The sequence below is a fragment of the Pedobacter sp. AC464 genome (genome assembly GCF_979253075.1).
Genome location: NZ_CEEDBV010000002.1, coordinates 1,573,107 through 1,596,736 on the forward strand (window position 1 = coordinate 1,573,107; position 23,630 = coordinate 1,596,736).

Annotated in this window: 23 protein-coding genes; 6 read left to right on the forward strand and 17 right to left on the reverse strand. The window is 39.0% G+C overall.

The genetic code is table 11. The features are described from left to right. Positions 1 to 16 precede the first annotated feature (16 nt). From AC0IWT_RS17745 to AC0IWT_RS17760, 4 genes are all read right to left on the reverse strand, one after another. Positions 17 to 2,209: a carboxy terminal-processing peptidase gene (locus tag AC0IWT_RS17745; protein WP_471798169.1), complete on the reverse strand. Its 2,193-nt coding sequence runs from the start codon at positions 2,207 to 2,209 to the stop codon at positions 17 to 19. Positions 2,210 to 2,555: 346 nt separating this feature from the next. Further along, entirely contained in the window at positions 2,556 to 3,236 is a 681-nt protein-coding gene (locus AC0IWT_RS17750) for a hypothetical protein (protein ID WP_471798170.1), read from the reverse strand. A gap of 29 nt (positions 3,237 to 3,265) precedes the next feature. After that, positions 3,266 to 4,108: an isoaspartyl peptidase/L-asparaginase gene (locus tag AC0IWT_RS17755; protein ID WP_471798171.1), complete on the reverse strand. Its 843-nt coding sequence runs from the start codon at positions 4,106 to 4,108 to the stop codon at positions 3,266 to 3,268. Positions 4,109 to 4,183: 75 nt separating this feature from the next. Then, the gene (locus tag AC0IWT_RS17760) at positions 4,184 to 5,059 is read right to left on the reverse strand and encodes a cyanophycinase (protein ID WP_056872663.1); all 876 of its coding nucleotides are present in this window, start codon (positions 5,057 to 5,059) and stop codon (positions 4,184 to 4,186) included. Between the two features lie 293 nt (positions 5,060 to 5,352). Here AC0IWT_RS17760 and cphA point away from each other — a divergent pair, with 293 nt between their 5' ends. Next, positions 5,353 to 7,968, forward strand: a complete 2,616-nt coding sequence (gene cphA / locus AC0IWT_RS17765) for a cyanophycin synthetase (protein WP_471798172.1) — start codon at positions 5,353 to 5,355, stop codon at positions 7,966 to 7,968. 74 nt (positions 7,969 to 8,042) lie between these two features. On the opposite strand, the gene AC0IWT_RS17770 is transcribed toward cphA, so the two are convergent. Beyond that, positions 8,043 to 8,498: a ferritin-like domain-containing protein gene (locus AC0IWT_RS17770; protein WP_471798173.1), complete on the reverse strand. Its 456-nt coding sequence runs from the start codon at positions 8,496 to 8,498 to the stop codon at positions 8,043 to 8,045. 242 nt (positions 8,499 to 8,740) lie between these two features. On the opposite strand from AC0IWT_RS17770, the gene AC0IWT_RS17775 reads away from it, so the two are divergent. Together AC0IWT_RS17775 and AC0IWT_RS17780 are read left to right on the forward strand one after the other, a co-directional pair. Then, on the forward strand, positions 8,741 to 9,418 hold the full coding sequence (locus AC0IWT_RS17775) for a hypothetical protein (protein ID WP_471798174.1): 678 nt from the start codon (positions 8,741 to 8,743) through the stop codon (positions 9,416 to 9,418). 47 nt (positions 9,419 to 9,465) lie between these two features. Beyond that, positions 9,466 to 9,870, forward strand: coding sequence for a hypothetical protein (locus AC0IWT_RS17780; protein ID WP_471798175.1), 405 nt, complete (start codon positions 9,466 to 9,468; stop codon positions 9,868 to 9,870). Positions 9,871 to 9,922: 52 nt separating this feature from the next. Here AC0IWT_RS17780 and AC0IWT_RS17785 read toward each other — a convergent pair whose 3' ends face one another. The 6 genes from AC0IWT_RS17785 to fumC form a co-directional block, all read right to left on the reverse strand. After that, positions 9,923 to 10,690, reverse strand: coding sequence for a ThuA domain-containing protein (locus AC0IWT_RS17785; RefSeq protein WP_471798176.1), 768 nt, complete (start codon positions 10,688 to 10,690; stop codon positions 9,923 to 9,925). Between the two features lie 29 nt (positions 10,691 to 10,719). Continuing rightward, on the reverse strand, positions 10,720 to 11,154 hold the full coding sequence (locus AC0IWT_RS17790; RefSeq protein WP_471798177.1) for a low molecular weight protein-tyrosine-phosphatase: 435 nt from the start codon (positions 11,152 to 11,154) through the stop codon (positions 10,720 to 10,722). Between the two features lies 1 nt (position 11,155). Further along, positions 11,156 to 11,584, reverse strand: coding sequence for a hypothetical protein (locus tag AC0IWT_RS17795; RefSeq protein WP_471798178.1), 429 nt, complete (start codon positions 11,582 to 11,584; stop codon positions 11,156 to 11,158). A 192-nt stretch (positions 11,585 to 11,776) separates the two neighbouring features. Further along, entirely contained in the window at positions 11,777 to 12,583 is an 807-nt protein-coding gene (locus AC0IWT_RS17800) for a S1/P1 nuclease (RefSeq protein WP_471798179.1), read from the reverse strand. 2 nt (positions 12,584 to 12,585) lie between these two features. Next, positions 12,586 to 13,137 (reverse strand): fumarate hydratase, encoded by a 552-nt coding sequence (locus AC0IWT_RS17805; protein ID WP_082491719.1) that lies wholly within the window; start codon positions 13,135 to 13,137, stop codon positions 12,586 to 12,588. A 260-nt stretch (positions 13,138 to 13,397) separates the two neighbouring features. Further along, entirely contained in the window at positions 13,398 to 14,795 is a 1,398-nt protein-coding gene (gene fumC, locus AC0IWT_RS17810) for a class II fumarate hydratase (RefSeq protein ID WP_471798180.1), read from the reverse strand. A gap of 505 nt (positions 14,796 to 15,300) precedes the next feature. Here fumC and hisS point away from each other — a divergent pair. Beyond that, positions 15,301 to 16,692, forward strand: a complete 1,392-nt coding sequence (gene hisS, locus AC0IWT_RS17815) for a histidine--tRNA ligase (RefSeq protein WP_471798181.1) — start codon at positions 15,301 to 15,303, stop codon at positions 16,690 to 16,692. A gap of 104 nt (positions 16,693 to 16,796) precedes the next feature. On the opposite strand, the gene AC0IWT_RS17820 is transcribed toward hisS, so the two are convergent. Continuing rightward, positions 16,797 to 17,528 (reverse strand): class I SAM-dependent methyltransferase, encoded by a 732-nt coding sequence (locus tag AC0IWT_RS17820; protein WP_471798182.1) that lies wholly within the window; start codon positions 17,526 to 17,528, stop codon positions 16,797 to 16,799. A gap of 152 nt (positions 17,529 to 17,680) precedes the next feature. Between AC0IWT_RS17820 and AC0IWT_RS17825 the strand changes: the two genes are divergently transcribed. After that, a complete protein-coding gene (locus AC0IWT_RS17825) occupies positions 17,681 to 18,982 on the forward strand; it encodes an MFS transporter (protein ID WP_471798183.1) in 1,302 nt (433 codons plus the stop codon). A 7-nt stretch (positions 18,983 to 18,989) separates the two neighbouring features. Here AC0IWT_RS17825 and AC0IWT_RS17830 read toward each other — a convergent pair whose 3' ends face one another. From AC0IWT_RS17830 to AC0IWT_RS17850, 5 genes are all read right to left on the reverse strand, one after another. Beyond that, positions 18,990 to 19,514 carry a DinB family protein gene (locus AC0IWT_RS17830; RefSeq protein WP_471798184.1) on the reverse strand — a complete coding sequence of 175 codons (525 nt, stop codon included), beginning with the start codon at positions 19,512 to 19,514 and terminating at the stop codon, positions 18,990 to 18,992. Between the two features lie 19 nt (positions 19,515 to 19,533). Further along, a complete protein-coding gene (locus tag AC0IWT_RS17835; protein WP_471798185.1) occupies positions 19,534 to 20,235 on the reverse strand; it encodes a YjjG family noncanonical pyrimidine nucleotidase in 702 nt (233 codons plus the stop codon). Positions 20,236 to 20,374: 139 nt separating this feature from the next. Continuing rightward, positions 20,375 to 21,019: a uracil phosphoribosyltransferase gene (upp, locus tag AC0IWT_RS17840; RefSeq protein WP_471798186.1), complete on the reverse strand. Its 645-nt coding sequence runs from the start codon at positions 21,017 to 21,019 to the stop codon at positions 20,375 to 20,377. Between the two features lie 9 nt (positions 21,020 to 21,028). Beyond that, positions 21,029 to 22,288 (reverse strand): DUF7033 domain-containing protein, encoded by a 1,260-nt coding sequence (locus AC0IWT_RS17845; RefSeq protein WP_471798187.1) that lies wholly within the window; start codon positions 22,286 to 22,288, stop codon positions 21,029 to 21,031. A gap of 151 nt (positions 22,289 to 22,439) precedes the next feature. Beyond that, the gene (locus tag AC0IWT_RS17850) at positions 22,440 to 22,952 is read right to left on the reverse strand and encodes a DUF6702 family protein (RefSeq protein ID WP_471798188.1); all 513 of its coding nucleotides are present in this window, start codon (positions 22,950 to 22,952) and stop codon (positions 22,440 to 22,442) included. 90 nt (positions 22,953 to 23,042) lie between these two features. On the opposite strand from AC0IWT_RS17850, the gene AC0IWT_RS17855 reads away from it, so the two are divergent. Further along, on the forward strand, positions 23,043 to 23,627 hold the full coding sequence (locus tag AC0IWT_RS17855) for a HupE/UreJ family protein (RefSeq protein WP_471798189.1): 585 nt from the start codon (positions 23,043 to 23,045) through the stop codon (positions 23,625 to 23,627). The last annotated feature ends 3 nt before the right edge of the window (positions 23,628 to 23,630 follow it).

Sequence of the window (23,630 nt, forward strand, 5' to 3'; positions counted from 1 at the left end):
CTTTTCAAACTAGAATTTAATTATTCTTAGGCATTAACCCAAGGTTCATAACGTAATTGCCAGATTGTTGCATAAAGTCACCCATTACATGTAACGACTCATCTTCGATAAAATCAAACGAATCTTGCTTAGTGTTTTTTTCACCCTTTTTTATCGGTGGCAAACCTCTGGCGGTTCTCAATTCGTTTACTCTTGCCAGGGTTTTGGTCTCCTGAGCATCGCGTTCTGCCTTTAATTTTGCTTCGTTTAGTGTTACTGAAACCTCAGCATCACGTTTTTTAAGCTCAGCGATGTCCTGTTTAAGGTATTTAAAATCCAATGAATTAGCAATACGTTGCTCGCTGTTTTTGATTAAGCTCGGTTTTACCGCAGTTAAATTTGCAACTGCCTTAAAGTTCGAGCTTGGAATTACATCCCAAGGTAATGCAGACGGCTCGGTATCTTCGCCAATTTTATCCATTGGGTATAAAGATGGAAATACAACATCTGGAGTTACACCTTTGTGTTGCGTGCTGCTGCCCGCTACACGGTAAAATTTAGCCATCGTAAGGTTAATTTGGCCAAGGTTAATATCTGCTGCATTGGTAGATGATGGCGCTGTTCCAGTTGTCTTATTTTTTGTAATTAAACCTGCTACCCTTTGCAACATACTTGGGTTAACTAATTTGTTTAAATCGATAGAAGACTGAACAGTTCCTTTGCCATAAGTCTGGCTTCCCATAATAATACCGCGACCATAATCCTGAATTGCACCGGCAAAAATTTCAGAGGCAGAAGCGCTCAACCGGTCAACCATTACACCAAAAGGTCCATCCCAGGCCACACCTGTGTTTTCATCTTCGTCAACCTCAATTTTGCCGCGTAAATCTTTAACCTGTACAACAGGGCCTTTATCGATGAACAAACCCGTTAATGAAATGGCTTCAACTAACGAGCCACCACCATTGCCGCGTAAGTCCATTACAATGGCATCAACCTTATCGAACGTTTTTAACGAATCAATAAGCTTTCTTACATCACGGGTAGTACTTTTATAATTTTTATCACCAGCATTTGCAGCTTTAAAATCGGCGTAAAAGGCAGGTAGGGTAATGATACCCATTTTATATTCCTTACCATTCTGGGTTACAGTTTTTACTTTTTTCTTGGCTGATGTTTCTTCTAAAACCACTTTATCTCTAACAAGTGAAATAATAACTGGTTTAGATGACATTTCCTTACCAACCGGAATCACTTTTAAGCGAACTTTTGTGCCCTTAGCGCCTTTAATTTTAGAAACGGTTGCATCTAATCTCCAGCCTACAACATCTTCAAACTCTCCATTATCACCTTGGGCAACCGCGATGATTCTATCGCCAGGACTTAATTGTTTATCCTTGAAGGCAGGTCCGCCGGCAATAATTTCCGAAATTTTAACCACTTCATTTTCCAGTTGTAACCTTGCGCCAATGCCTTCAAATGAGCGAGACATATCTTCATTAAAAGCAACTGCATTTACCGGATTAAAATAATTTGTGTGCGGATCAATAGATTCTGTAAAAGCATCCATCAAAATTTGGAACACATCCTGGTTATTAGTTTTGGAAGTTTGCGATTGAAGATTCTGATAACGCTTGGTTAAAGTTTCTACGTTTTTAGCCTGCGCAGTGCCCGCCAGGTTTAAATTAATGAGTTCATATTTGATACGTTTTCTCCAGGTATCGTTTAAGGCCGTTGTAGAAGTTGCCCAAGGCATTTTTTCTCGGTCGTAAACATAAGTATCTGTCTGATTGAAGTCGTATTTATTTTTAATCTGCGCAAGTGAATAACTGAAATATTCATTTAAACGCTTCGCATAAACATTATAGATAAAGAATGGGCCACTTAAATCTCCGTTTTTGAAATCATCATCAAGCGTAAACCTGTATTTTTCAAACTCTTTAATATCGGATGCCAGAAAGTAATTTTTGCCCTGATCCAGTGCTTTTATGTATTTATCCAAAATCAGCGAAGAGATGGAGTCATTAATCTCAAGCTTTTTATAATTGTAACTTTCAATAAGATTTACCACTTCCTTAATAACCAACTGTTGCTGTTCGTCTGGCTTCACATTAGTTACACCCTCTACTACTGGTTGGGTTTTCGGGGCCGCGTGGCAGGCAATAACCGCGGCAGTAAAAAGTACAAAAAATATTCTCTTCAACATCTCTTTAAATAATTTAAAATCCATTTCTATATTCTATATAGCCAATATGATACCATTTTATCAAATAAACAAACAAGAGACAGCATTATTACCGTCTCTTGTTAAATGTATCAAATTTAGCCAAAAGGTTTTTATTTAGCAATTGTCTTAAAATAACGTTGGAGGCCACTTTTTGTTTTAAAATCAGGCGATTACGGCTTCATTATTTTAACAAAAATTAACAATTACAAATTCAGGATACTGAAATGCCTGTCTGGCAGAAAACTTAGCGTAGTCTTTGTTGGAATGGAATAAGGAGTGGCTGAAAAGTTACTTAACAACACTCATGCGTGCTATTTAACACAAAACCTCTCGGTTGAGCAACAAAAATCTATTTTTTGGGAGAAACTTTATTCGCAATCAATTCACGTGATTCTTTAATCTGTGTTTTATATTGATTACTTTTTAAAGATTTGGCAAGCAGTTCAGCTTGATTTAAATCTTTAGTGGCTAAAGTGAAATCTTTCTTCCTGATTTTGACCTGAGCAAGTCCCAAAACCGATTCTATATAAGCGTTGCTACTTCTAAGCTGTTTCGCAAGGATGCCTTGTTGTGTATAAAACCACATTGACTGTGTATACTTATTATCAGCAAGGTAAACTTTGCCCAAAATGTTGTAGGTATTCATTTGCCCAACTCTACTACCCATCTTTGAGTAATTCTTCAATACAACATTCAACAATATCTGTTCAGCATCTGTAAAACGGCCTAACTGGTAGTGCATATTGCTCATTTTAATCAATGCCTGGCAATATAAACCAAAGTTTTTTACCGCATTAAATTCAAAGGCAGCTTTGCCAAAAAGGGTTAAGGCTTCATTAAAATCGCCTTTTTTTTCCAAACCTTCTGCATCTTCAAAATAATTTGTGCCTTCGGCGAGGTCATATTTAGAAACCGCAATATTTATGGCGCTTCCCCCTATCCCAGGCTCCTGGTCAGACTTATCGATATTCTGTGCTTGAATTTGTAGGGAGGCAAAAAGGCTTAAAAAAGCGATAACCATTTTAGTCATGCAACAAAAATAATACTTTAAATCAATTTTTAGCTAAATACCTGTAAATTAACATCAAAAGCCGCCCATACCATGTAAGGGTGCGAATCGCAATGGTAAATTTCGCCTGCCGACGTAATTCCGATCACACCAGCGAAACCATCAAAAGCCTTAAGTTCGTTGAAAGATTTATCGCATGCATCTTTTAAAAGAAAACCATCAGTAACACGGGTAACAATTTTTGCCGCCAGCGCCCCACTTACAATGTCTTCGCCAACTCCAGTGCACGAAATACCGGCAAATTGATTGGCATAGTTTCCGGCAACTGTTGCAGAATCGCTTACACGACAAGGAATTTCGAAACCTTTACCGCCAGTTGAAGTACCCGCGGCTAAATTTCCGTCACCATCCAAGGCAACACAGCCAACAGTACCTTTGTTATTTTGTTGGTTTACTTTCGCTTCGTATTCTGATTTTCGCTGAGCTGTTATGGGGTCGAAATAGGTAAAACCGTTGTCCCGGGCAAATTTTTGTGCGCCTTCGCCACTTAACACTTTATCGTCATAAACGAGGAGGCTTTGGGCAATTTCAATAGGATTTTTAACATCCTCTATATTAATTACGCCACTAAATTTTTCGGTTTTCCCATCCATTAACGATGCACTTAAGCGAACTTTTCCGTCGCTCTGGATTTGAGAGCCAATGCCGGCGTTAAACAATTCATTGTCTTCAAGCAAGGCAATTGTATAAACAACCGTTTCCAATGCAGTGTGCGTTTTTAGGTATTCATGACCCAAAGTTGCGATATGACCCAGTGCATCTTGTTTCGCCTTTTTGGTTTCCTGATTTGTAGAAGATTCGCTAAAAAAACCGCCGTGTATAATTAATTTCATTGTTATTATCGAGATTTAGCATCAATTATCGAGATGTCATTTTCAAAAAATAATGGCTGTTAACTGAAAACTGAATTAGCCTATCGGAACCACTTTCGGATGGTGGATAACCAAACTATGGTCCGTTAGATCATAAACGTCGCCATCGCACATAACGTGTACAACCATATTTTTTATCGAAACAGGCTGTCCCATTTCAACATCGGTCAGGTTTGTATCAGCCATTTGACGGCCATCTACTAAAATAACCATGCCCGAACCAATAGCTTCCATAACATGACCATCAGAAACAAATAAACCGGTGTCTTCGCCCAATCCAATGCCTAAAATGCCAGGATTGCTGGCCGCGGCATAGAGCAAACGTCCAATCCGGCCACGTTGTACAAAATGGGTATCCACAATTACATCATCTATAAAACCTAAACCGCCGGTAATTTTCACCTCTCCCTTAAGTAAGGCGTCTTTACTGCTTCCCTGGTAAATCATATTCTTAGAACTTGCCGCTGCCCCGGCAGAAGTTCCGGCAATAACCACCGCCTCGTTTTTATACTTCTCTAAAAGAATCTGGTGAATTTTCGTTCCGCCGAAAATTGATGAAAGGCGCAACTGATCGCCGCCGGTAAAAATAATTACTTCAGCTGCTTTTATGCGCTCGCAGTTTTCTTCGGCGTTTGCTTCCTCGCGGTTAGTCACATTTAAAACACCAACATTATGAACGTCCAGCTGAGCGTAGGCTTTAATATATTCTTCCCCAACTTTTTCGGGCATTAACGATGCTGTTGTAATAATTTCAAAGCGTGATTCGGTGTCTTTAATTGACTCTGTTGTAATTCTTTTTAAAATTCCACGTTCAAAAAAATTCATGTTCTCTGGCAATCCAAATTGCGTTTCTGCAAAACTGCCAGTATTTATCGCGCCACCAATGATGATGAGTTTACCTTTCGGAACCATTCTTTGTGTATTATTATAGTATCAAAAAACCCAAATATATCAGGATAAGATAAAAAACACGACTTTTTTTGTCAATAATATTCATTTTATTAACAAAAGTTGAAATAATCCCGAGGAAAACCAGCTGCATTCCTGCTGAAAATAAAACAATTGTGCACAAAATTTGATTTAGCTAATTGCTGTACCTACTTTCAAAATAAATGCATAATTTACAATCATCAATTACCTCCTTAAAAATTAAATTAAATAGGCCGTAGCGAACGCTTGTTTAATAAAAAACGACAAAATATTACATGAAGATATCAAACATACAAGTATTAAGAGGGCCGAATATCTGGTCTATAAGTCGCAAGAAACTAATACAAATGCGACTGGATTTGGAAGAATTAGAGCAAAGGCCAACTAACACCATTGAAGGATTTAGTGAACGTATAGAGAAATTATTGCCGAGCATGTTTAGCCACAGATGCTCGAAAGGCGTTGAAGGCGGTTTTTTTGCCCGCGTTAAAGAAGGCACCTGGATGGGGCATGTTATCGAACATATTGCCTTAGAAATTCAAACCATTGCCGGTATGGAAACTGGTTTTGGCAGAACACGCCAAACCAAAACCGAAGGTATCTACAATGTTGTTTTCAGTTATCTGGAGGAAAAAGTTGGCGTTTATGCAGCAGAAGCTTCGGTAAAAATTGCACAGGCCTTAATTGATAATGTTGAGTATGACCTGGAACCTGATATCCGCAGGATGAAAGAAATCCGTGAACTTGAAGCACTGGGGCCAAGCACCGGCTCCATCGTTCAGGAAGCGGTAAGCAGGAGTATTCCATGGATACGACTGAACAAAAGTTCTCTGGTACAATTAGGTTATGGTAAAAATCAGGTTCGCTTTAGGGCAACTATGACAGAAAAAACCAGCAGCATTGCCGTAGATATTGCCAGCAACAAGGAGGAAACAAAACGATTGTTAACCGAAGCCGCAATTCCGGTGGCATCGGGTGTTACCATTTCCAACCCCGATGATTTGGAAGCCTCAGTAAAAAAAGTTGGTTTTCCATTGGTTTTTAAGCCTTTGGATGGAAACCATGGCAAAGGCGCTACCATTAATGTGAAAACGCTTGAAGCCGCGAGAGCTGCATTTGAGTATGCGAAAACATATTCCAGACGGGTTATCATAGAAAAATTTATTACCGGGTTCGATTTCCGTGTACTGGTTATAGACCATAAAGTTGTTGCGGCGGCGCAACGCGATCCGGCGCACGTAAAAGGAAATGGCATACACACCATTCAACAATTAATTGATAAGGAAAATGAAGATCCTCGCCGTGGTTATGGGCACGAAAACGTGCTTACAGAAATCGCTGTCGACCGTGATACACTTGATTTGCTTGCAAAAAAGGAATACACCCTGGAAACCATTCCAGAAAAAGGTGAAGTTGTTTACTTAAAATCGACCGCGAACCTAAGCACGGGAGGTACATCAATTGATGTTACAGATATCGTTCACCCGCAAAATATCTTTATCTGCGAGCGCATTTCCCGCGTAATCGGTTTAGATATTTGTGGCATTGATATTATGGCCCAAAACCTAACGCAACCGCTAACCGAAAATGGTGGTGTTGTTTTAGAAGTTAATGCAGCTCCGGGTTTCAGAATGCACCTTGCGCCTAGCGAAGGCTTGCCAAGAAATGTTGCGGCCTCTGTTATAGATATGCTTTATCCTCAAGGTAAACTATCGCAAATTCCAATCATTGCCGTAACTGGTACCAACGGAAAAACCACAACAACCCGTTTGATTGCACATATCATTCGCAGTAATGGCAAAAGAGTCGGCTATACCACTTCCGATGGCGTGTATGTACACAATACGATGTTGATGAAGGGCGATACCACCGGACCAGTAAGTGCAGAGTTTATTTTGAAAGACCCCACTGTAGAGTTTGCAGTTTTGGAAACCGCCAGAGGGGGTATTTTAAGAGCCGGCCTGGGCTTTAATCAATGCGATATTGGTGTGGTAACCAACATTCAGGAAGACCATTTGGGCATTGCAGACATCCATAACCTCGATGATTTAACCAGGGTTAAGGCTGTAGTAATCGGTGCCGTTCGCCGCAAAGGCTGGGCAGTTCTAAATGCCGACAATGGTTACTGTGTGAAAATTGCAAGAGATGCCCGGTGTAACGTTGCCTATTTTAGTATGGATGAGAACAATCCGGTTATTAAAGAGCATTGCCGTAAAGGCGGTGTGGCGGCAATTTATGAAAACGGCTACATCACCATAAAAACCGGAGATTGGAAGCTACGCGTTGATAAAGCCACTCACATTCCATTAACTTTTGGTGGCTCGGTTAATTTTATGATTCAGAATGTTTTGGCGGCAACACTTGCTGCCTACTTATGGGGCTATAAAACAGACGATATTCGTTTATCACTGGAAACTTTTATTCCATCGGCAGCCCACACGCCAGGCAGGATGAATGTTTTCAGGTTTAAAGACTTTAAAGTTTTGGTCGATTTTGCCCACAATCCTGATGGTTTTAACGGCGTTAAAGCTTATCTGCAAAGTGTAGAATCAACCGAACATGTAGGCATTATTTCAGGTACCGGTGATAGGCGGGATGAAGATATTATTGAAACCGCACGCATTGCAGCGCAAATGTTTGATAAAATTTACATCTGCCAGGAGAAATATTTACGTGGCCGTACTCAGGAAGAGTTAATTGATTTACTTATAAAGGGTATTCATGAAGTTGATCCCAATAAGGAAATTATAATTAATAACAAAAGTACCGAGTGCTTGCAAGAAGCTATTAACAATGCCAAGAAAGGATCTTACTTAACAATTTTGAGTAATACGATAGATAACACCATTCAGAGAGTTACCGAGCATTTGGATAAGGAACTGGAAGCTTAACTAAAGTTATCATAACCAAAAAAGCCCTTTTCGATATTATCGGAAAGGGCTTTATATTTGATTAAGGCAAAGGTTTATGCCTGCGAATCGCGTAATCTTTTAATTTCATCGTGCGACTGTCTTAAAGCAGCTTTCTGATCTGAAATCAAAGCTCTGATGTTTGAAGCTAAATCTTCTTCTTCCAAAGCCATTTTGTATGCGTTTTGAGCAGCGTCTTCGCCAAACTCACAATTATTTAAAACAGTCTGACGGTCGTGGCCCGTAAATAAAGCTTTTACGTCCATCCATCCTCTGTAGATTTTGCCAGAAGTTGTTGTTCCAGTTTCGATATCTTCTCCAAAAGCAGAAACCTCTGTAGCAAGCGCCATTTTGTATTTTTGGCTCTCCTCAATCATATTTAAAAATAAAGATTTTAAGTCGGCATCGCCATCTTTTAATTCCTGACGTGCTTTTTCATAACCTTCTATACGGTCGTTGTTAATTTGAATAAGGTCGTTTAAAACCTCTGCAGTTGCTGATGTTGTTTTCATGTTTTTTTAAGATTTGATGTTACTATTCCAACAGGATGCAAAGGGAAAGGTTTGTCATTTTTATCAAAACTTTATTCTTAATAGCTATATTTAGGTTTTACCGGCTAATGAAGTTGTGGTGTTAGCTTTTTGTTACGCGTAAGTCGCAACTTTTTTACGATGCTTTTCTGGTTTACTAAAGCAAAATAGCCAATTTGCCATTAACAAAAGCAGAATAGTATGGTCACTAAATGTTATAAATCATGAGCGCTTTTAATCAGAATCCGCCCGATGGTGGTACAGTTTATACCGAAACAAACCTAAGCCAATTATTTCCCGAGCCATTAAATGCAATTACAAGCTGTTTTTTTCTGGCAATTGCAGTTTACTGGACTTTTAAGCTTTGGGGCGATTTTAAACAACACACGTTTTTAAGCGGTGCGCTGGTTTTGCTTTACATTGGCGGCATCGGTGGAACCACCTACCATACCTTTAGGCGCTGGCCAATTTTTATTATGATGGACTGGATGCCGATTATGTTGCTGTGCCTTGCAGCCGGAACTTATTTTTTAGGAAAGATTACCAAATGGTATTTCGCCGCCCTGATTGTTTTAATCTACTCCTTTTTTCAATTTTTCCTTCGAAAGCAATTTAAGGGTGGAGATTTTCAAATTTTCATAAACATAAATTATGCTTTTATGGCAGCTTTGGTGCTATTTCCCGTATTCGGTTACCTGCTAAAAACCGAATGGAAAAATGGTAAATGGGTCGGTTTCGCCCTGCTGTCGTTCATATTTGCACTTACTTTTCGCATCGCTGATAAATGGGAAATTCTAACTGTCGGCACTCATTTTCTATGGCACACCTTCGGTGCAGTTGCATCGTTCTGTATGCTTAACTACATTTATTTAATGAACAAGAGAGAAATTAAACCCACTTAATATTCTTAAAAGGAGTAAATATATTACCTTAGCTAAAATTATTTAAAATGAAGAAATTATTAATTTTAGCGGCTCTCGTTTTGGGTATAAATCTCAGTTCGAATGCACAAGGTATTTTAAGTAAAGCAAGTTCTATTGCCTCATCAGCAGGCTTAGATGTTGGCAGTTTAACATCAGGCATTATGGGAAAATTAACACCGTCTTTAAACTTAAGCGCTGCTCAACAGCCCACTGTTACCTCAATGATAAAAGACTTTTTAGTTCAAAAGGCAACGGCGTTGGCTGCTAGGAAAACGGAGCCAGCTGCGGCTACAAATAAAGTAAAAAATCTTGCTTCTGGTTTACGGTCTAAGTTGGCTACGGTTTTGACTGTGGCCCAATTGGCCAAATTTACGTCACTAAAACCAGCAGCGCCTTCTGCTTCGAATGTGCTTTCGCAATTATTCTATTAGTATCTTATTAGAAACCGTCGGGTTTTGCTAATTCTTTTGGCTTAGAACTGTATCACAGTAATTTTGAATGTGCCTTTGTGTAATCTAGCTTTTTCTGGTTACCAATGGCATACTCAATTCCGCCATATAGATGTTTCAAAAACATATCATCTACCCAAGATTCATCTGTGTGGCCCATTGATGTATAGAAAGCCCTTCCTCCATCATAGCTATGGTACCAGCTAAACGGATGGAAATTTCCATTTGTGCCGCCTTTGTAAGACGATTCATCAATGGTAACCAAAACTTTAATGTCAGGATTGATATCTTTGAAATTATATAATTCATCTCTGTGCATCCAAACGGAATCAGTCATGAATTTTGTAGATGGATGCTTCCTATCTTTAATTACAAAACGAGCATTTTGTTGTTGCGGGTGACTTGTAAAGTAAGCACCGGCCAATTTTCCGTACCAGGGCCAGCCATATTCTGTATCGGTAGCTGCATGCACGCCTACATAACCGCCCCCAGCCTGGATATACCTTTCGAATGCAGATTGTTGCGCATCATCCAAAACATCGCCGGTTGTGCTCAGAAAAATAACGGCAGCATAATTTTTAAGGTTTGCTTCTGTAAATAGCGACGCGTTTTCAGTGGTATCTACCGTGAAATTATGCGCTGCGCCGAGCTTCATTATTGCTATTTTTCCTTTCTCTATGGATGCGTGCCTGAAACCTTTTGTTTTTGAAAAAACCAAAACCTTTGGCGTCTTTTTCGAGGTATGGCTTTGAAATAAAATAATAGCGGCGAGAAGGAGGCAAATGGAAAATAATCTTTTCATAATTTTTGGTTAGCGATGTTTCCACTAAATTAAGAAAGTTGTTTGATAATTTCTCTACATCTTTCTTCTACCTGCCTGCAAACTGGTTCAAATAGGCTATTATCCCAGTATGGGTCTGTAACTTCATCGTTATCAAGAAATAGTTTCACCTTTTCTTGCTCAGCGTTATTTCTGGCAAGGCTTTGAACATCGCTTAGATTGTTTCGATCCATAACAAGAATCAAATCATAGATTTCGAACATGTTCTGATTAAATTGCCGGGCTTTCTGTTTGCTAATATCATATCCCAGCTTCTTGGCAGCAAAAATACTACGATGATCTGGAGCTTTTCCAACGTGCCAGTTTCCGGTTCCGGCTGAGGCAATTTCCCAGTTTAGATTTTTTTCTTCGGATAAATGACGCATTATGCCTTCTGCCAGAGGCGAACGACAGATGTCGCCAAGGCAAACCATGAGTACTTTCAAATTATTTGGATTGAGCCTTATAAACGTAAACTATAGTGTAAATTACGCCGCCAGGCGCATTACTCGTGGTGGTTTGGGTTAGCTTATCGCCTTTCAGCAGCATCGGAGAAGTTCCGTTAGCCGATAAAATAACTTTTTCGCCATCTCTTTTCCAGGTTTTTATATCGGTTGATACATACATGTCACAAAGCGCCCCGTTCGAGCTCATTGAATAGGTGCCGTCTGTCGAAAAGTTTATCATCATATTGGCAACGCAACTATTTGGCCCCATCAACTCAATATAATTTGTTGTTGTTTTAGCACCGAGGGTCATGGCGGGGCTTACCGTTGCCGATTCGATAACCCACGTTTTTGCGGTAAGCGTCTTGTCAGCATCTTTTTTGCAGGCCGCTGCAACACAAATAAAAAGTATTATAATTAGTTTTCTCATAGTTGATTTAAAATCAGTTTGGCCAATTTACCCATTATTTAGGGCTTTCTTTTTACACGTTAAGGTTATTAAAACGAAGAAATAAGGATTAGGTTTTTCTTTCCATTCGGTTGTTACCTTAAACGTAAGAAGCCAAGAAAATGCTACACAAAAAAACGCCTCAATTTTGAGGCGTTTAACTTTCTTAAACTTTTAAGCGTAGATGTCGTTTAACATTTTAGCAAGCCGAATACCACCTTTTAGTAATTGCTGGTTCAATGTTTCGGCCCAGTCAAAATTATAGCGATAACTTAATTTCGAATCGGGTTTTGTGTTTTCATATATTTTGCCGCAAACCAGATACGATTCATAAATGCAATCTTTTAAACTTGTATTTCTCCAGTTGTAAAGCTGAACGGCAGATGGATGATTAATTGCTTTGGCATATTCGGTGTAACTCAATTGTTGGTATTCGATGAGCTGTTCGTCCCAAACGCGATGCAAATTCGATTTCTCGTTGAACCATAACACTGAAACACGATTTCCGCCGAGGTCTTCTTTGTGTGCCACATGCATTGGCTGACATAAATCGCCGGCAATATGAATAAGCATTCTCAAAGCCAGTTTTTTCTCATCTGCAGTGCTGCTTGCTTTTTTCAAAACTGCAATCAGCTCTGGAATTTTATTATACAAACTTGGCGACTTTTCCGCTTCCAGAATATTGTAAACACCCTGCTTATCTAAGCCACCCGGAAGGTTTACGAAATGCCAGTTGTACATGTAATTGTAAGTTGAGTCTGATTTAATAAAATCGCCCCAATTGGCAGACATGGCAATACTTTCCGGTCCCAGAATTGCCTGAATGGCTTTACGCGTTTTTGCATTAATGTAGCTATCCGCAATTTCACCTACAACCCGGTGCCCAATCATGCCCCAGGCATTTGCATGAATTGGTAAATATGCCATTGAGCAAATCAGCGCCGCTGTTGCCAGTTTCTTTTTAATCAATTTTGAAATCATTTTTATAATTCTTTTTGTACGCAGGTAACTTTTTCTTTTAGTGATAATTTGATTTCCCGTTGGTCGCTTAAGCTTTCCAAAACCAATGTATCAGCAGATTTTTTCTTAATAAGGAAGTTTTTATCATAGCGGCCAATGCGGTAACAACCAGAAATCTTTTGCTTGTAATTGGCATGCGTAAATGTAGCACCAACAAACAGCGTATCGCCTTTTACGGCATAAACGCCTTTAGCATACTCTTTCCAAATGCCATTGTTGTAGCAAGAATCTTCGTACAAATTCAATTTGCTTCGCGTAACCAGGTCGATGTAGATAGAATCGCAGGTTATTTTAAAATGGTGCTGAGTGTAGTTACTAAGTTTGTTGCTGAAAGCAACAGAATCTTCATTCCAAATACCCTGCATAAATTCTTCGCCTTTACCCTGGATATTAGGGCGGGGAGAACAGGAAAGCTGGAGAATGGAAAAGGTAAAAAGTATAATGTACAAATGCCTTAACCCTATGGAAGTTTTTATTGTTTTTAAACTGAAATGTTTGCTTTTTGATTGTGGCATTTTTCGCAAGGCGATTATTTTTTAAGCAATGTTTTGAGTTAAATAAACCCGATTGATGCGGAAAGCGTTTGATAAACCTGCATGGTCTTAAAGACCTGCAGGTTTGAAAAAACTTGAAGCAAAAAGCGGGCCTTCGAATCCGAAGAACGAATTGCCCTGCTTTTCAAAAACTCCTACTATTAAAAACCATCTCTTTCTAACGCCTGAATATAAACTATAGAAAGAAATTCCTCGCTTAGAGTGGGGCCAGGAGGTGCTGATTATTTTAAGCTGCCAACCATATCTTCCGGACGAACCCATTCATCGAATTGTTCGTTGGTTAATAAACCCAGTTCAACAGCTGCTGCTTTTAAGGTTTTATTTTCTTTATGTGCTTTCTTTGCAATCTTGGCTGCATTTTCGTAACCAACATGAGGATTCAAGGCGGTAACCAACATCAACGAATTTTGTAAATGTTTTTCAATTTCAGGTAGGTTGGCTGTAATGCCTTCCGCACATTTATCAGTGAAAGAAACACAGGCATCGCCAATTAAGCGAGCCGATTGCAATACATTCGCTGCAATTAGCGGTTTGAAAACGTTAAGCTCGAAATGACCGGACATCCCTCCAACCGAAACAGCAACATCGTTACCAATTACCTGAGCGCAAACCATAGTTAAAGCTTCCGGTTGGGTTGGATTAACTTTCCCGGGCATAATTGATGAACCCGGTTCGTTGTCTGGAATTACAATTTCGCCAATGCCACAACGTGGACCAGAGCTAAGCATACGAACATCGTTTGCAATCTTCATTAAAGCAACAGCGGTACGTTTTAGTGCGCCGGAAAGTTCTACCATTGCATCATGCGCCGCCAATGCTTCAAATTTGTTTGGAGCCGTAACGAATGGTAAACCGGTTAATTCGGCAATTTTTTGAGCCACTAAAACATCGTAACCCTTGGGTGTATTTAGTCCGGTACCCACAGCGGTTCCGCCTAAAGCAAGCTCAGCAACCATAACCAATGCATTTTTAATTGCCCTGATGCTGTTATCGATTTGCTGCACGTAACCTGAAAACTCTTGTCCCAAGGTAAGCGGTGTTGCATCCATAAAATGTGTGCGGCCGGTTTTAACAATTGAAGCAAATTCTGCAACCTTTTTGGACAAAGTGTTGCGCAGTTTTTCTAAACCCGGAATCGTATTTTCAACTGTTAACTTATAGGCAGCAATATGCATTGCAGTGGGGAAGGTATCATTCGATGATTGCGATTTGTTCACATCATCGTTTGGATGAAGTACTTTTTTATCATCAGCTAATGCGCCACCATTTATTACATGGGCACGGTTTGCAATTACTTCGTTTCCATTCATGTTGCTTTGAGTTCCAGAACCAGTTTGCCAAATTACCAGTGGAAACTGATCGTCTAAATCGCCAGCGATTATTTCATCACAAGCCTTAGCAATTAAATCGGCTTTATCTGCAGAAAGTACACCAAGTTCGGTATTTGCCAATGCAGCTGCTTTTTTAAGGTAACCAAAAGCATGGATAATTTCTTTGGGCATCGAACCCTCCGGGCCGATTTTAAAGTTATTGCGTGAGCGTTCGGTTTGTGCACCCCAGTATTTATCGGCAGGCACCTGCACCTCGCCCATGGTATCGTGTTCTATTCTGAAACTCATTATATTTTTGATTTTTGTTGGCGCAAATTTAAGTTTTTTGCCTAGAAAGCAAGGTATTATATTCGATATTTATGAAGACAGGATTTGATGGGTGATTAGATATCTTATGTTTTATTTTGGAAAGTTGCTGTACAGTTTTTGGGGTTGAATGGTGGATTACAAAAGTTCATCGCCGTTCGGCAACTTTGTTTGAAAGCAAGGGCAGGGATTACAAAATGACGTTTATTGTTTTTATAACAATGGTTGATAGCAAGGGCAAGGATTATAAATGTTCAAGTTCATTGCCCCTTATTACACTGAGTGAAACAAAAGGCAAGGATACAAATAAATTTATTGTCGTTCGGCAACAAACTCTTGTTGGCCATCCAATTAACACGGGTGCTTTATCGCTTGTAAAATCCTTTAATGTTATTATGATGGATAAATGCATCGTCTTTCTCACAACCTTCCAATCTTGCTGTAAAACATCTCTATGGTTATTAAACCTTTTTGTACTTTTGCGGCTATGTCAGTTATTAAACCTTCTTTAGCAAAAGGAACACGCGATTTTTCACCTGTAGAAATGGTTAAGCGTAATTTTATTTACGATACCATCAAATCGGTTTTTAAGAAATATGGCTATGCAGAGATTCAAACACCAAGCTTTGAAAACCTTTCTACCCTTACCGGAAAATATGGCGATGAAGGCGATAAACTGATTTTTAAAATTCTGAACAGCGGGGAGTATTTAAAAAATGCAAAGAAGAAATCATTCGACTTCTCCGAAGAAGAGAATAGCAATAAGCTAATCCCTTTAATTTCAGAAAAAGCACTTCGTTATGATTTGACTGTGCCATTTGCCCGTTACGTGGTGATGCATCAGCATGAAATCACGCTACCTTTTAAACGCTTCCAAGTGCAGCCAGTTTGGCGTGCCGACAGGCCACAAAAAGGTAGGTACAGGGAATTTTATCAGTGCGATGTTGATGTTGTTGGTTCAGAAAGTTTATTAAACGAAGCCGAATTTATCCTGATTTACAACGAAGCTTTAGCAAAATTAGGTTTAAAAGACTTCACGATAAAAATTAATAATAGAAAAATTCTATCAGGCATTGCTGAAATTATAGGTAAACCCGATTTAATTATCGACATGACGGTTGCCATAGATAAGTTAGATAAAATTGGCTTGGATGGCGTTAGTAAAGAGCTGTTGGAACGAGGTTTTACTGAAGATGATTTAGACAAACTCCGCCCGGTGATTTTGCTGCAAGGAACTAATGAAGAGAAAATAATCAGTTTAAAAGAGGTTCTGGCAGAATCTGAAACAGGTTTGAAAGGCATTGCCGAAATTGAACGGGTTTTCGACTATGTAGAAAGTTTAATTTCTTATGCGCTGCCACTAACAGCAAAAATTGATTTAGACATTACCCTGGCTCGTGGGTTAAATTATTACACCGGTTGTATTTTCGAGGTTAAAACCAATGAAGTTGCCATGGGCAGCATTGGTGGTGGTGGCCGTTATGATGATTTAACAGGGATGTTTGGCTTAAAAGATTTAACAGGTGTTGGCGTTTCTTTTGGTGCCGACAGAATTTATGACGTGCTTGAAGAACTCGATCTTTTCCCGGCATCAGCAGAAGTTGGTACAAAAGTTTTAATCAGCAATTTCGATGCTGAGGCAGAAAAATATGCTTTGCCAATTTTACAACAATTCAGGAATGCTGGCATACCTGCCGAACTTTATCCATCATCAGCGAAGCTGAAAAAACAAATGGCTTATGCAGATGCAAAAAACATCCCTTATGTTATTTTAATCGGTGGCGATGAAATTGCCAGCGGCGAGTTAACGTTGAAAGATATGCAAAGTGGCGAGCAGAAAAAACTGACTGTTTTGGGTATTATGGATTTGCTAAAATGAAAGGTTAAGCACAATAACTAAGGCGTTCCCCCTCGAAAGCGAAGCACATAAAGGTGAAGAAAACCAAGCCAGCTTTTCTTCTGCCTGGTTTTTAATGGTAAACACTATCTGCCAACCCTTAATAAAATTGGGAAATGTACATCTTTGGTAGCATCGCTACCCCAGGCCTCTTTTAGTTCGGTAAACATGTATTCGAGTGGATTTCGCTCATTTGCATTCTTATAATGTTGCAAGGCTGACCAGGTATTCAGATAACCTATCATCTGATTAAAATTCCACGAAGTTTTTATCTGAAAATGTGGCGCAACGATTTCTTCAAAAGGAAACGGAATCGTTTTATAACCTTCTTCTATATACCTCCGTTCACTATCCCAGTATTTTCCAAGAATGTCTTCATACAATTTATGAATTGCCCTGTCTACCTTTTTATCGATAAACATTAAACCGTAACCAATAACTGCCAAAACTCCATCGGGCTTAAGCGTTCGTTTCACCTCGGCATAAAAAGCTTCAAAATTAAACCAGTGTATGGCCTGTGCAACGGTTATTAAATCGAAACTGTTGTCGGTCACATCGGCCTTATCCGATGATTCTACCCGGTAGACAATGTTCGGTAATTTGCGTGCCTCGTTCAATTGTTTTTCGCTTATGTCAGTAGCGTAAACCGCTTTAAAATGCTGCGCTAAAACGCTGGCAACTTGCCCGTTACCAGTTGCGCAATCCCAAGCGGCATCTCTGTTATTAACCAGGCCGAAAAGGTAATCATAAAGCTCTTTTGGGTAGGTTGGGCGGTAAATTGCATATTCGGCTGCCTGTGTAGAAAAGTTATCTTTCATGTTATAAAGATTTGATTTTAAACCAACGACTTAGTGATTTTTTAAATACGTTCTTGCAAGTAAATTATTCTGAGGCTATATTACGATATAATAAACAAAAGATGGCGACTTGTGTTTAACATCTCTTTTTAAAATGAAGTTATTTTTACGTTATGAGTCAGGCATTAAACGAATTGGGAGAAGTAGGCGAAGTTAAGTACCGGTTAAAATCTATTTTTGGCGGTTCGGTAGGGAATTTGGTCGAATGGTATGATTGGTACACTTATTCAGCCTTTGCTTTGTATTTTTCGCCGGCATTTTTTCCGAACAGCAATCCAACGGCTCAGCTTTTAAATACGGCCGGTATATTCGCTGTTGGTTTTTTAATGCGCCCTATTGGTGGCTGGCTTTTCGGCAGCATTGCTGATAGAATGGGCCGTAAAAAATCCATGACCCTTTCTGTTTTAATCATGGCCATTGGCTCGTTAATTATCGGTTTAACGCCAGGGTACAAACAAATTGGTGTTGCAGCGCCACTTCTGCTTGTATTTGCGAGGTTAATCCAGGGGCTAAGCACAGGTGGTGAATACGGAACTTCAGCAACTTACCTGAGCGAAATGGCAGCTAAAAAACATCGTGGATTTTACTCGAGTTTTCAATATGTTACCTTAATCGGCGGACAATTATTAGCCCTTGGTATTCAACTGGTTTTACAAAACTGGCTTTTAACACCAGCCGAACTCCATGATTGGGGCTGGCGAATTCCCTTTTTTATCGGGGCCATTCTTTCGTTTATTGCCCTTTACTTACGAAGACATATCGACGAAACTGCAGCATTTAAAATCAAAAATAAAGAAGAAAAAAAAGGCGGTATCGCAGTGCTGATGAAATATCCAAAAGAGATTTTTACTGTTGTAGGTTTAACCCTGGGCGGCACGATTGCCTTTTATACTTTCAGTACCTACATGCAAAAGTTTCTTGTAAATACCGTACACTTAAGCAAAGAAACATCAACAACATTATCGTTTGTTTCACTTCTTGTATTTGCGATTATGCAACCCTTATTTGGGCTTTTATCTGATAAAATCGGGCGGAAACCATTACTAATCGGATTCGGAATTTTAGGTACACTATGTACCGTTCCAATTTTAACAGGCTTAGCCAATGCAAGCAATACAACAGTTATTTTTCTATTGATGATTGCCGCCCTGATTATTGTAAGTGGTTACACGAGCATTAATGCGGTGGTAAAAGCAGAACTTTTTCCTGCAGAAATAAGGGCTTTAGGGGTAGGTTTGCCGTATGCGTTAACAGTCGCCATTTTTGGCGGAACGGCAGAATATTTTGCATTATGGTTTAAAAATATTGGCCACGAGAACTATTTCTATTGGTATGTAACGGGCTGCATATTAATTTCACTAATCTTATACACGACAATGAAGGATACCAAACATCATTCTAAAATAGAAGATTAAGAAAAGCTTATTTTTGCGTTTCAAAGCTTTTTTCTATCCTAACCAATTGCTTTAGGTGGTGTTTAAGATGGATTTCTATAAAACGTAGCCATTGCTGCGCATTCAAATAGCCCATTCTTGGATGTTTTGTTTTGGAGTATTTGCTTGCATTCGATATAGTCGGGTAAGTATTTTCTAAGGCTTTTTCAAATTCCAGGATAAAATCCAATGCCTCCGTTTTACTAATTTTTTTAACCCGGTCCGCCAGTCTTTTCGGCACCTTATATTTCTTCGCGGGCGGTAGAGAACCTAAAAGTAAAATCAGTTTTACAACGAAATGTGTTGGTCGGTTTTCGCCTTTACCTGTGGCGCTGTGTTCGAGGGCAATTAAAGAAAGCAGGCTCGAATCGAATATATGAGCGTAAACCTCGCTAAAGCTCCAGCCCCCAATAGGCGGAGTTGTTTCAAAGCGCTCATCCGAATAAGAAGAAAGCTTTGCTTTGTAAGCATCGATGATGAGGTGGAGCGAAATCTTAACTTTGCTTGTATTCATGGGTAAATGGTTAGGCGGTTTACAGTAAAGTCAACAATTCTTCGAGTTGAATAATTTCTTTGTCTACATCTTTTGGTTTCTCTTTCTGGGTTGGATTGAAAAAGATAGCTTCCATACCGAAATTTAATGCGCCGTAAACATCTGCTTCCAAACTGTCGCCAATCATTATGCTCTCGTCTTTGTTGGCATTTGCTTTTTCAAGTGCATATTCAAAAATCATGGGGTTAGGCTTGTTAACACCAACATCTTCAGAAATAATAACATTTTCGAAATATGGGTTTAAGCCAGACAAATTCATTTTTGTTAGCGTAGTTTCTTTAAAGCCATTGGATATGATGTGTAAAGTGTATTTCTCCTGCAAATAGGCAAGTACATTTTCGGCACCGGTAAACAAATTTGTTTTGGTAGGCGAAATGCTCACATAATCATCTTCAAATTGATTTGGCACTGCATCAGGATGAATGCCCAACTGAATAAAAGTTTTGCTGAATCTTTCTGCCCTTAAAAAATCCTTGGTTATTTTTCCCAAATGATAATCAGCCCAAAGCTGGTGGTTATTTTCGGTATAGGTGGCAATAAAATCAGCACACGATTTTAGTCCAAGTTCGCCCAATTTATAAGTATCATAAAGCTCGTTTAGTGTCTCTTCTGCATTGCGGTCAAAATCCCAAATAGTGTGGTCTAAATCGAAGAAAATGTGTTTTTTGTTGGAGTATTGCAATTGGTTGGCGTGGGTTAAAATGTATAATTTATTGTATCCAAAGCGCTGAATGCTGTTGCGTCAAATCGCTCGATTGATAAATTGTAAAACTGTTAGAAATGCTCAGGCTCTGAGTTCCTCTACAATCAGCAAATCATGGCTAAACCTTTTCTCCGTAGGCCAAATCACCGGCATCGCCTAAACCAGGCACAATGTAAGATTTGCTGGTCATTTCTTCATCAATGGCACCGAACCAAAGTTTTGCCTTTGGCAAATTGGCTTTTACATGTGCAACACCTTCGGTGCTCGTAATTGCAGCTACGATATGTAGCTCCGCAATTTTATACCTGTTAATTAGTTCTTTACAGCACATCACCATACTTTGACCTGTAGCCAGCATTGGGTCGGCCATAATTAAAATCCGGCCATCCAAATCGGGCGTGGAAATGTAATCCATCTGAATAATGAAATCTCCGTTTTTTTTAACTTTACGGTAGGCAGAAATAAAGCAGCACTCGGCCTTGTCGAAAATATTAAGCAGGCCTTGCTGCAGCGGCAGGCCGGCACGTAAAATGGTTGCCAAAACGGGTTGTGTTTCCAAAAACTCGCATTGCGAAGTTCCCAGTGGAGTAATCACTTCTCTTGAAGTGAATTTTAGTGTTTTGCTAATCTCATAAGCAAAAAATTCCCCCAATCGTTCCAGGTTTTTGCGGAAACGCATCGAATCTTTTTGAATGTTTTCATCACGCAACTCCGCAATGAAGGTGTTTGCGATGGATTTTGTTTTGCTTAGGTCGAAGGTCATAACATTCATTTAGCCGGCATATTTTAGCATTTCGTTAAAAAGAGCCTTCCATTTTTTAAATTTAACATTTTCTGATAGATTTTTCAGTTGCCAGCTGCTATAAAATTGTCCATCTACAAGTTTTACAGCGTCGATAAGGTCTTTTATCATGTTTATTGCATCGGCAACAGACTGATAATGAATTGCTGTATCGGAAATTGCATATGAATTTACTTGAATTGGCGTTACTTTCTCAAGTTGTAAGTCATACCAGTTGAAAGATGTACATGTTCCGGCTCTGAAGCCAGTTTTGTCTGGATAGCCCATAGAATAATCTGCACTAATGCCCGCTGAAAGCAGACTTAGGTAACAGGCCGGAAGTTTTAGCAGGTCTAATTGCTGGCTTTTGAAATTGATGTTATTCGACTGCATTTTAGCGAGTTGTAACAGACCACTCTTCAAGGCGGAAGATTTTTCCTTATCTGTTGAACAGGGTTGGAGTAAACCGACTTGTTTGCCGCTTAAAAAAGCAGCGCTGTTGTTAAAATTTAGCCTGTTTTTTTCATCCTCAGGAAAGCTGATAAAATAAATAGCTTTTCCTTTTAGGGTGTCAAAATTTAAGTCGTGGATTATTTGCTGCGGGTTAACACCTAAGCCCGTCACTTCATCGAAAACAGTGCTCAAAAACTTCTGTTTTTTATCAAACATCTTCCTAAACATAAACTTTGTTTTTGGCAAAAAACCTGTTGGCACATCTGGCTTTAGGGTAAAGTTTATGGTCGGGTAGTATTGAAATTTTTTCTCTGGAAATTTAAAAGAAGGATATTTCTTCTTCACCATATTCTTCAACAACAGGGCCCATTCATCAATTATTGGCCTCGGCAAAAGCTTCCACTTATGCTGCAAGCTGTCTTTTGCCGTAAAATCCTGGTCCGACTTAAAGTGGTGAACATACTCCTCGTATCTGCTTAAAATAAAAAAAGATGCTGCGAAAACATCAAAAGGCAATGCGGCATCTTCAACGGGGAAAGGAACCTGGTAATCTCCAAACGGAATCGTTTTTAGCTTAATTACCTCAACTTTGTTCGATAACAGTAGACCTACATTCTTGAAAAAAAGTTCATCACCAAGAGGCTTGTCGCCATAACTTATTTTCACGTGTCCGCTTTGCAGAAAATGTTCTTTATTTCCGGTAAATTCTGTTTCAACTTTTAAAACAGCATTGAAAATAAAGTTAAAAATGTACTTTATCCTTGGCGTTAAAAGTTGGGAATAGACAATTATATGCATAATTACTTACCAGATGGGATGTACAAACCAAAGTAAAATAAAACCATTCTCCTGCCGGTTACTGCCGCTTGAAAATGTAAATAACACCTTTGGGTATGCTAAAATTAAAGGAAATAAGCTGCTTTTTAATTAGTTAATACAAAAATTACATTTAAAAGTTTGCGGTGAAACTCCTATCCGGATACAGCACTTTGCTACTTTTTCTATTGGCACCTTTTACAACATGAATTATACTCATCTGGTCGTCAAACATATCGTATAGTACTGTGCTATTTACTTCAACCGCTTTTGGCGGTGTAACTTTTTCAGCTTCCAAATAGATGTTTGTCGCCTCATGGTCGATTTCAAAACCAATATAATTCAATGCAACAACCTTTCCGTTTGCCTTAATCTGTAAATGCGACAACAAATATTTTTTCACCAAAGCGTCCATTTGAGCTTTTAGGTTAGCATTACTCAAGTCGGTTTTTTGCTTGTAGAGTTTCACCAGAATCGCCTCAAAATCATCGCTAAATATCCTTGTACTAACTTCAAGCGTTTTGTCCTTCGCATTTATGTTCACTTCCGTTGTGCTTACATGTAGCGGATGTTTGCTTTCTTTATGCATGCCGCCCAGCGCAAAAACCAATAATAAAGTAACAAATTTGGTATTTAAGAAATGCATTTTAATGATTTTATCGTTTTTATAATTAAAACTCTAATTTTAAGGCTTCAAAAGTACTAAAGCTTCGCTCACAAAGCTAATTTATTATAAATGCCGTTACAAGATTTCATCTTTTACTTCAAATTGGGGTGGGAACATATTATAAGTGCCGATGCCTTGGATCATCAGTTATTTATTTTAGCACTTGTTGCAATTTATAGTTATAAAAATATTAAACAGGTTTTAATTTTGGTAACCGCCTTCACAATCGGGCATTCGTTAACTTTATTTTTAAGTGTAACAGATGTAATCCGCTTTGAAAGTAAATGGGTTGAGTTTTTAATTCCGTGTACAATTGTATTTACTGCAGTAAGTAATTTATTTAGAAGGGATTTTTCATCACGATCTATTAAAATAAATTACTATCTGGCATTAATTTTTGGTTTGATACACGGTATGGGCTTTGCAAATTCGATACGGATTATGCTGGCAAAAGACCAAAACATTGGCTGGGGCCTTTTTGGATTTAATGTTGGCTTGGAAGCCGGGCAGATTTTCATGGTAATTATTATTTTAGGCCTTACCTTTATGCTGTTTAATTATAGTAAAATTAAGCGCCCGAGTTGGGTGTTATTTGTATCAGCAGCCGTATTTAGCCTGGCTTTAAAAATGGCTTTAGAAAGAATTCCATTTTAACAG

Bases quoted from the DNA above. Each gene is read 5' to 3' on its own strand.
- hisS (WP_471798181.1), top strand. From the start codon at position 15,301: ATGTCAGTTATTAAACCTTCTTTAGCAAAAGGAACACGCGATTTTTCA.
- upp (WP_471798186.1), bottom strand. From the start codon at position 21,019: ATGACCTTCGACCTAAGCAAAACAAAATCCATCGCAAACACCTTCATT.
- AC0IWT_RS17755 (WP_471798171.1), bottom strand. From the start codon at position 4,108: ATGAAATTAATTATACACGGCGGTTTTTTTAGCGAATCTTCTACAAAT.
- AC0IWT_RS17850 (WP_471798188.1), bottom strand. From the start codon at position 22,952: ATGCATTTCTTAAATACCAAATTTGTTACTTTATTATTGGTTTTTGCG.
- AC0IWT_RS17795 (WP_471798178.1), bottom strand. From the start codon at position 11,584: ATGAGAAAACTAATTATAATACTTTTTATTTGTGTTGCAGCGGCCTGC.
- AC0IWT_RS17825 (WP_471798183.1), top strand. From the start codon at position 17,681: ATGAGTCAGGCATTAAACGAATTGGGAGAAGTAGGCGAAGTTAAGTAC.
- AC0IWT_RS17845 (WP_471798187.1), bottom strand. From the start codon at position 22,288: ATGCATATAATTGTCTATTCCCAACTTTTAACGCCAAGGATAAAGTAC.
- AC0IWT_RS17760 (WP_056872663.1), bottom strand. From the start codon at position 5,059: ATGGTTCCGAAAGGTAAACTCATCATCATTGGTGGCGCGATAAATACT.
- AC0IWT_RS17745 (WP_471798169.1), bottom strand. From the start codon at position 2,209: ATGGATTTTAAATTATTTAAAGAGATGTTGAAGAGAATATTTTTTGTA.
- cphA (WP_471798172.1), top strand. From the start codon at position 5,353: ATGAAGATATCAAACATACAAGTATTAAGAGGGCCGAATATCTGGTCT.
- AC0IWT_RS17770 (WP_471798173.1), bottom strand. From the start codon at position 8,498: ATGAAAACAACATCAGCAACTGCAGAGGTTTTAAACGACCTTATTCAA.
- AC0IWT_RS17775 (WP_471798174.1), top strand. From the start codon at position 8,741: ATGAGCGCTTTTAATCAGAATCCGCCCGATGGTGGTACAGTTTATACC.
- AC0IWT_RS17830 (WP_471798184.1), bottom strand. From the start codon at position 19,514: ATGAATACAAGCAAAGTTAAGATTTCGCTCCACCTCATCATCGATGCT.
- AC0IWT_RS17785 (WP_471798176.1), bottom strand. From the start codon at position 10,690: ATGAAAAGATTATTTTCCATTTGCCTCCTTCTCGCCGCTATTATTTTA.
- AC0IWT_RS17780 (WP_471798175.1), top strand. From the start codon at position 9,466: ATGAAGAAATTATTAATTTTAGCGGCTCTCGTTTTGGGTATAAATCTC.
- AC0IWT_RS17855 (WP_471798189.1), top strand. From the start codon at position 23,043: ATGCCGTTACAAGATTTCATCTTTTACTTCAAATTGGGGTGGGAACAT.
- AC0IWT_RS17820 (WP_471798182.1), bottom strand. From the start codon at position 17,528: ATGAAAGATAACTTTTCTACACAGGCAGCCGAATATGCAATTTACCGC.
- AC0IWT_RS17805 (WP_082491719.1), bottom strand. From the start codon at position 13,137: ATGCCACAATCAAAAAGCAAACATTTCAGTTTAAAAACAATAAAAACT.
- fumC (WP_471798180.1), bottom strand. From the start codon at position 14,795: ATGAGTTTCAGAATAGAACACGATACCATGGGCGAGGTGCAGGTGCCT.
- AC0IWT_RS17750 (WP_471798170.1), bottom strand. From the start codon at position 3,236: ATGACTAAAATGGTTATCGCTTTTTTAAGCCTTTTTGCCTCCCTACAA.
- AC0IWT_RS17800 (WP_471798179.1), bottom strand. From the start codon at position 12,583: ATGATTTCAAAATTGATTAAAAAGAAACTGGCAACAGCGGCGCTGATT.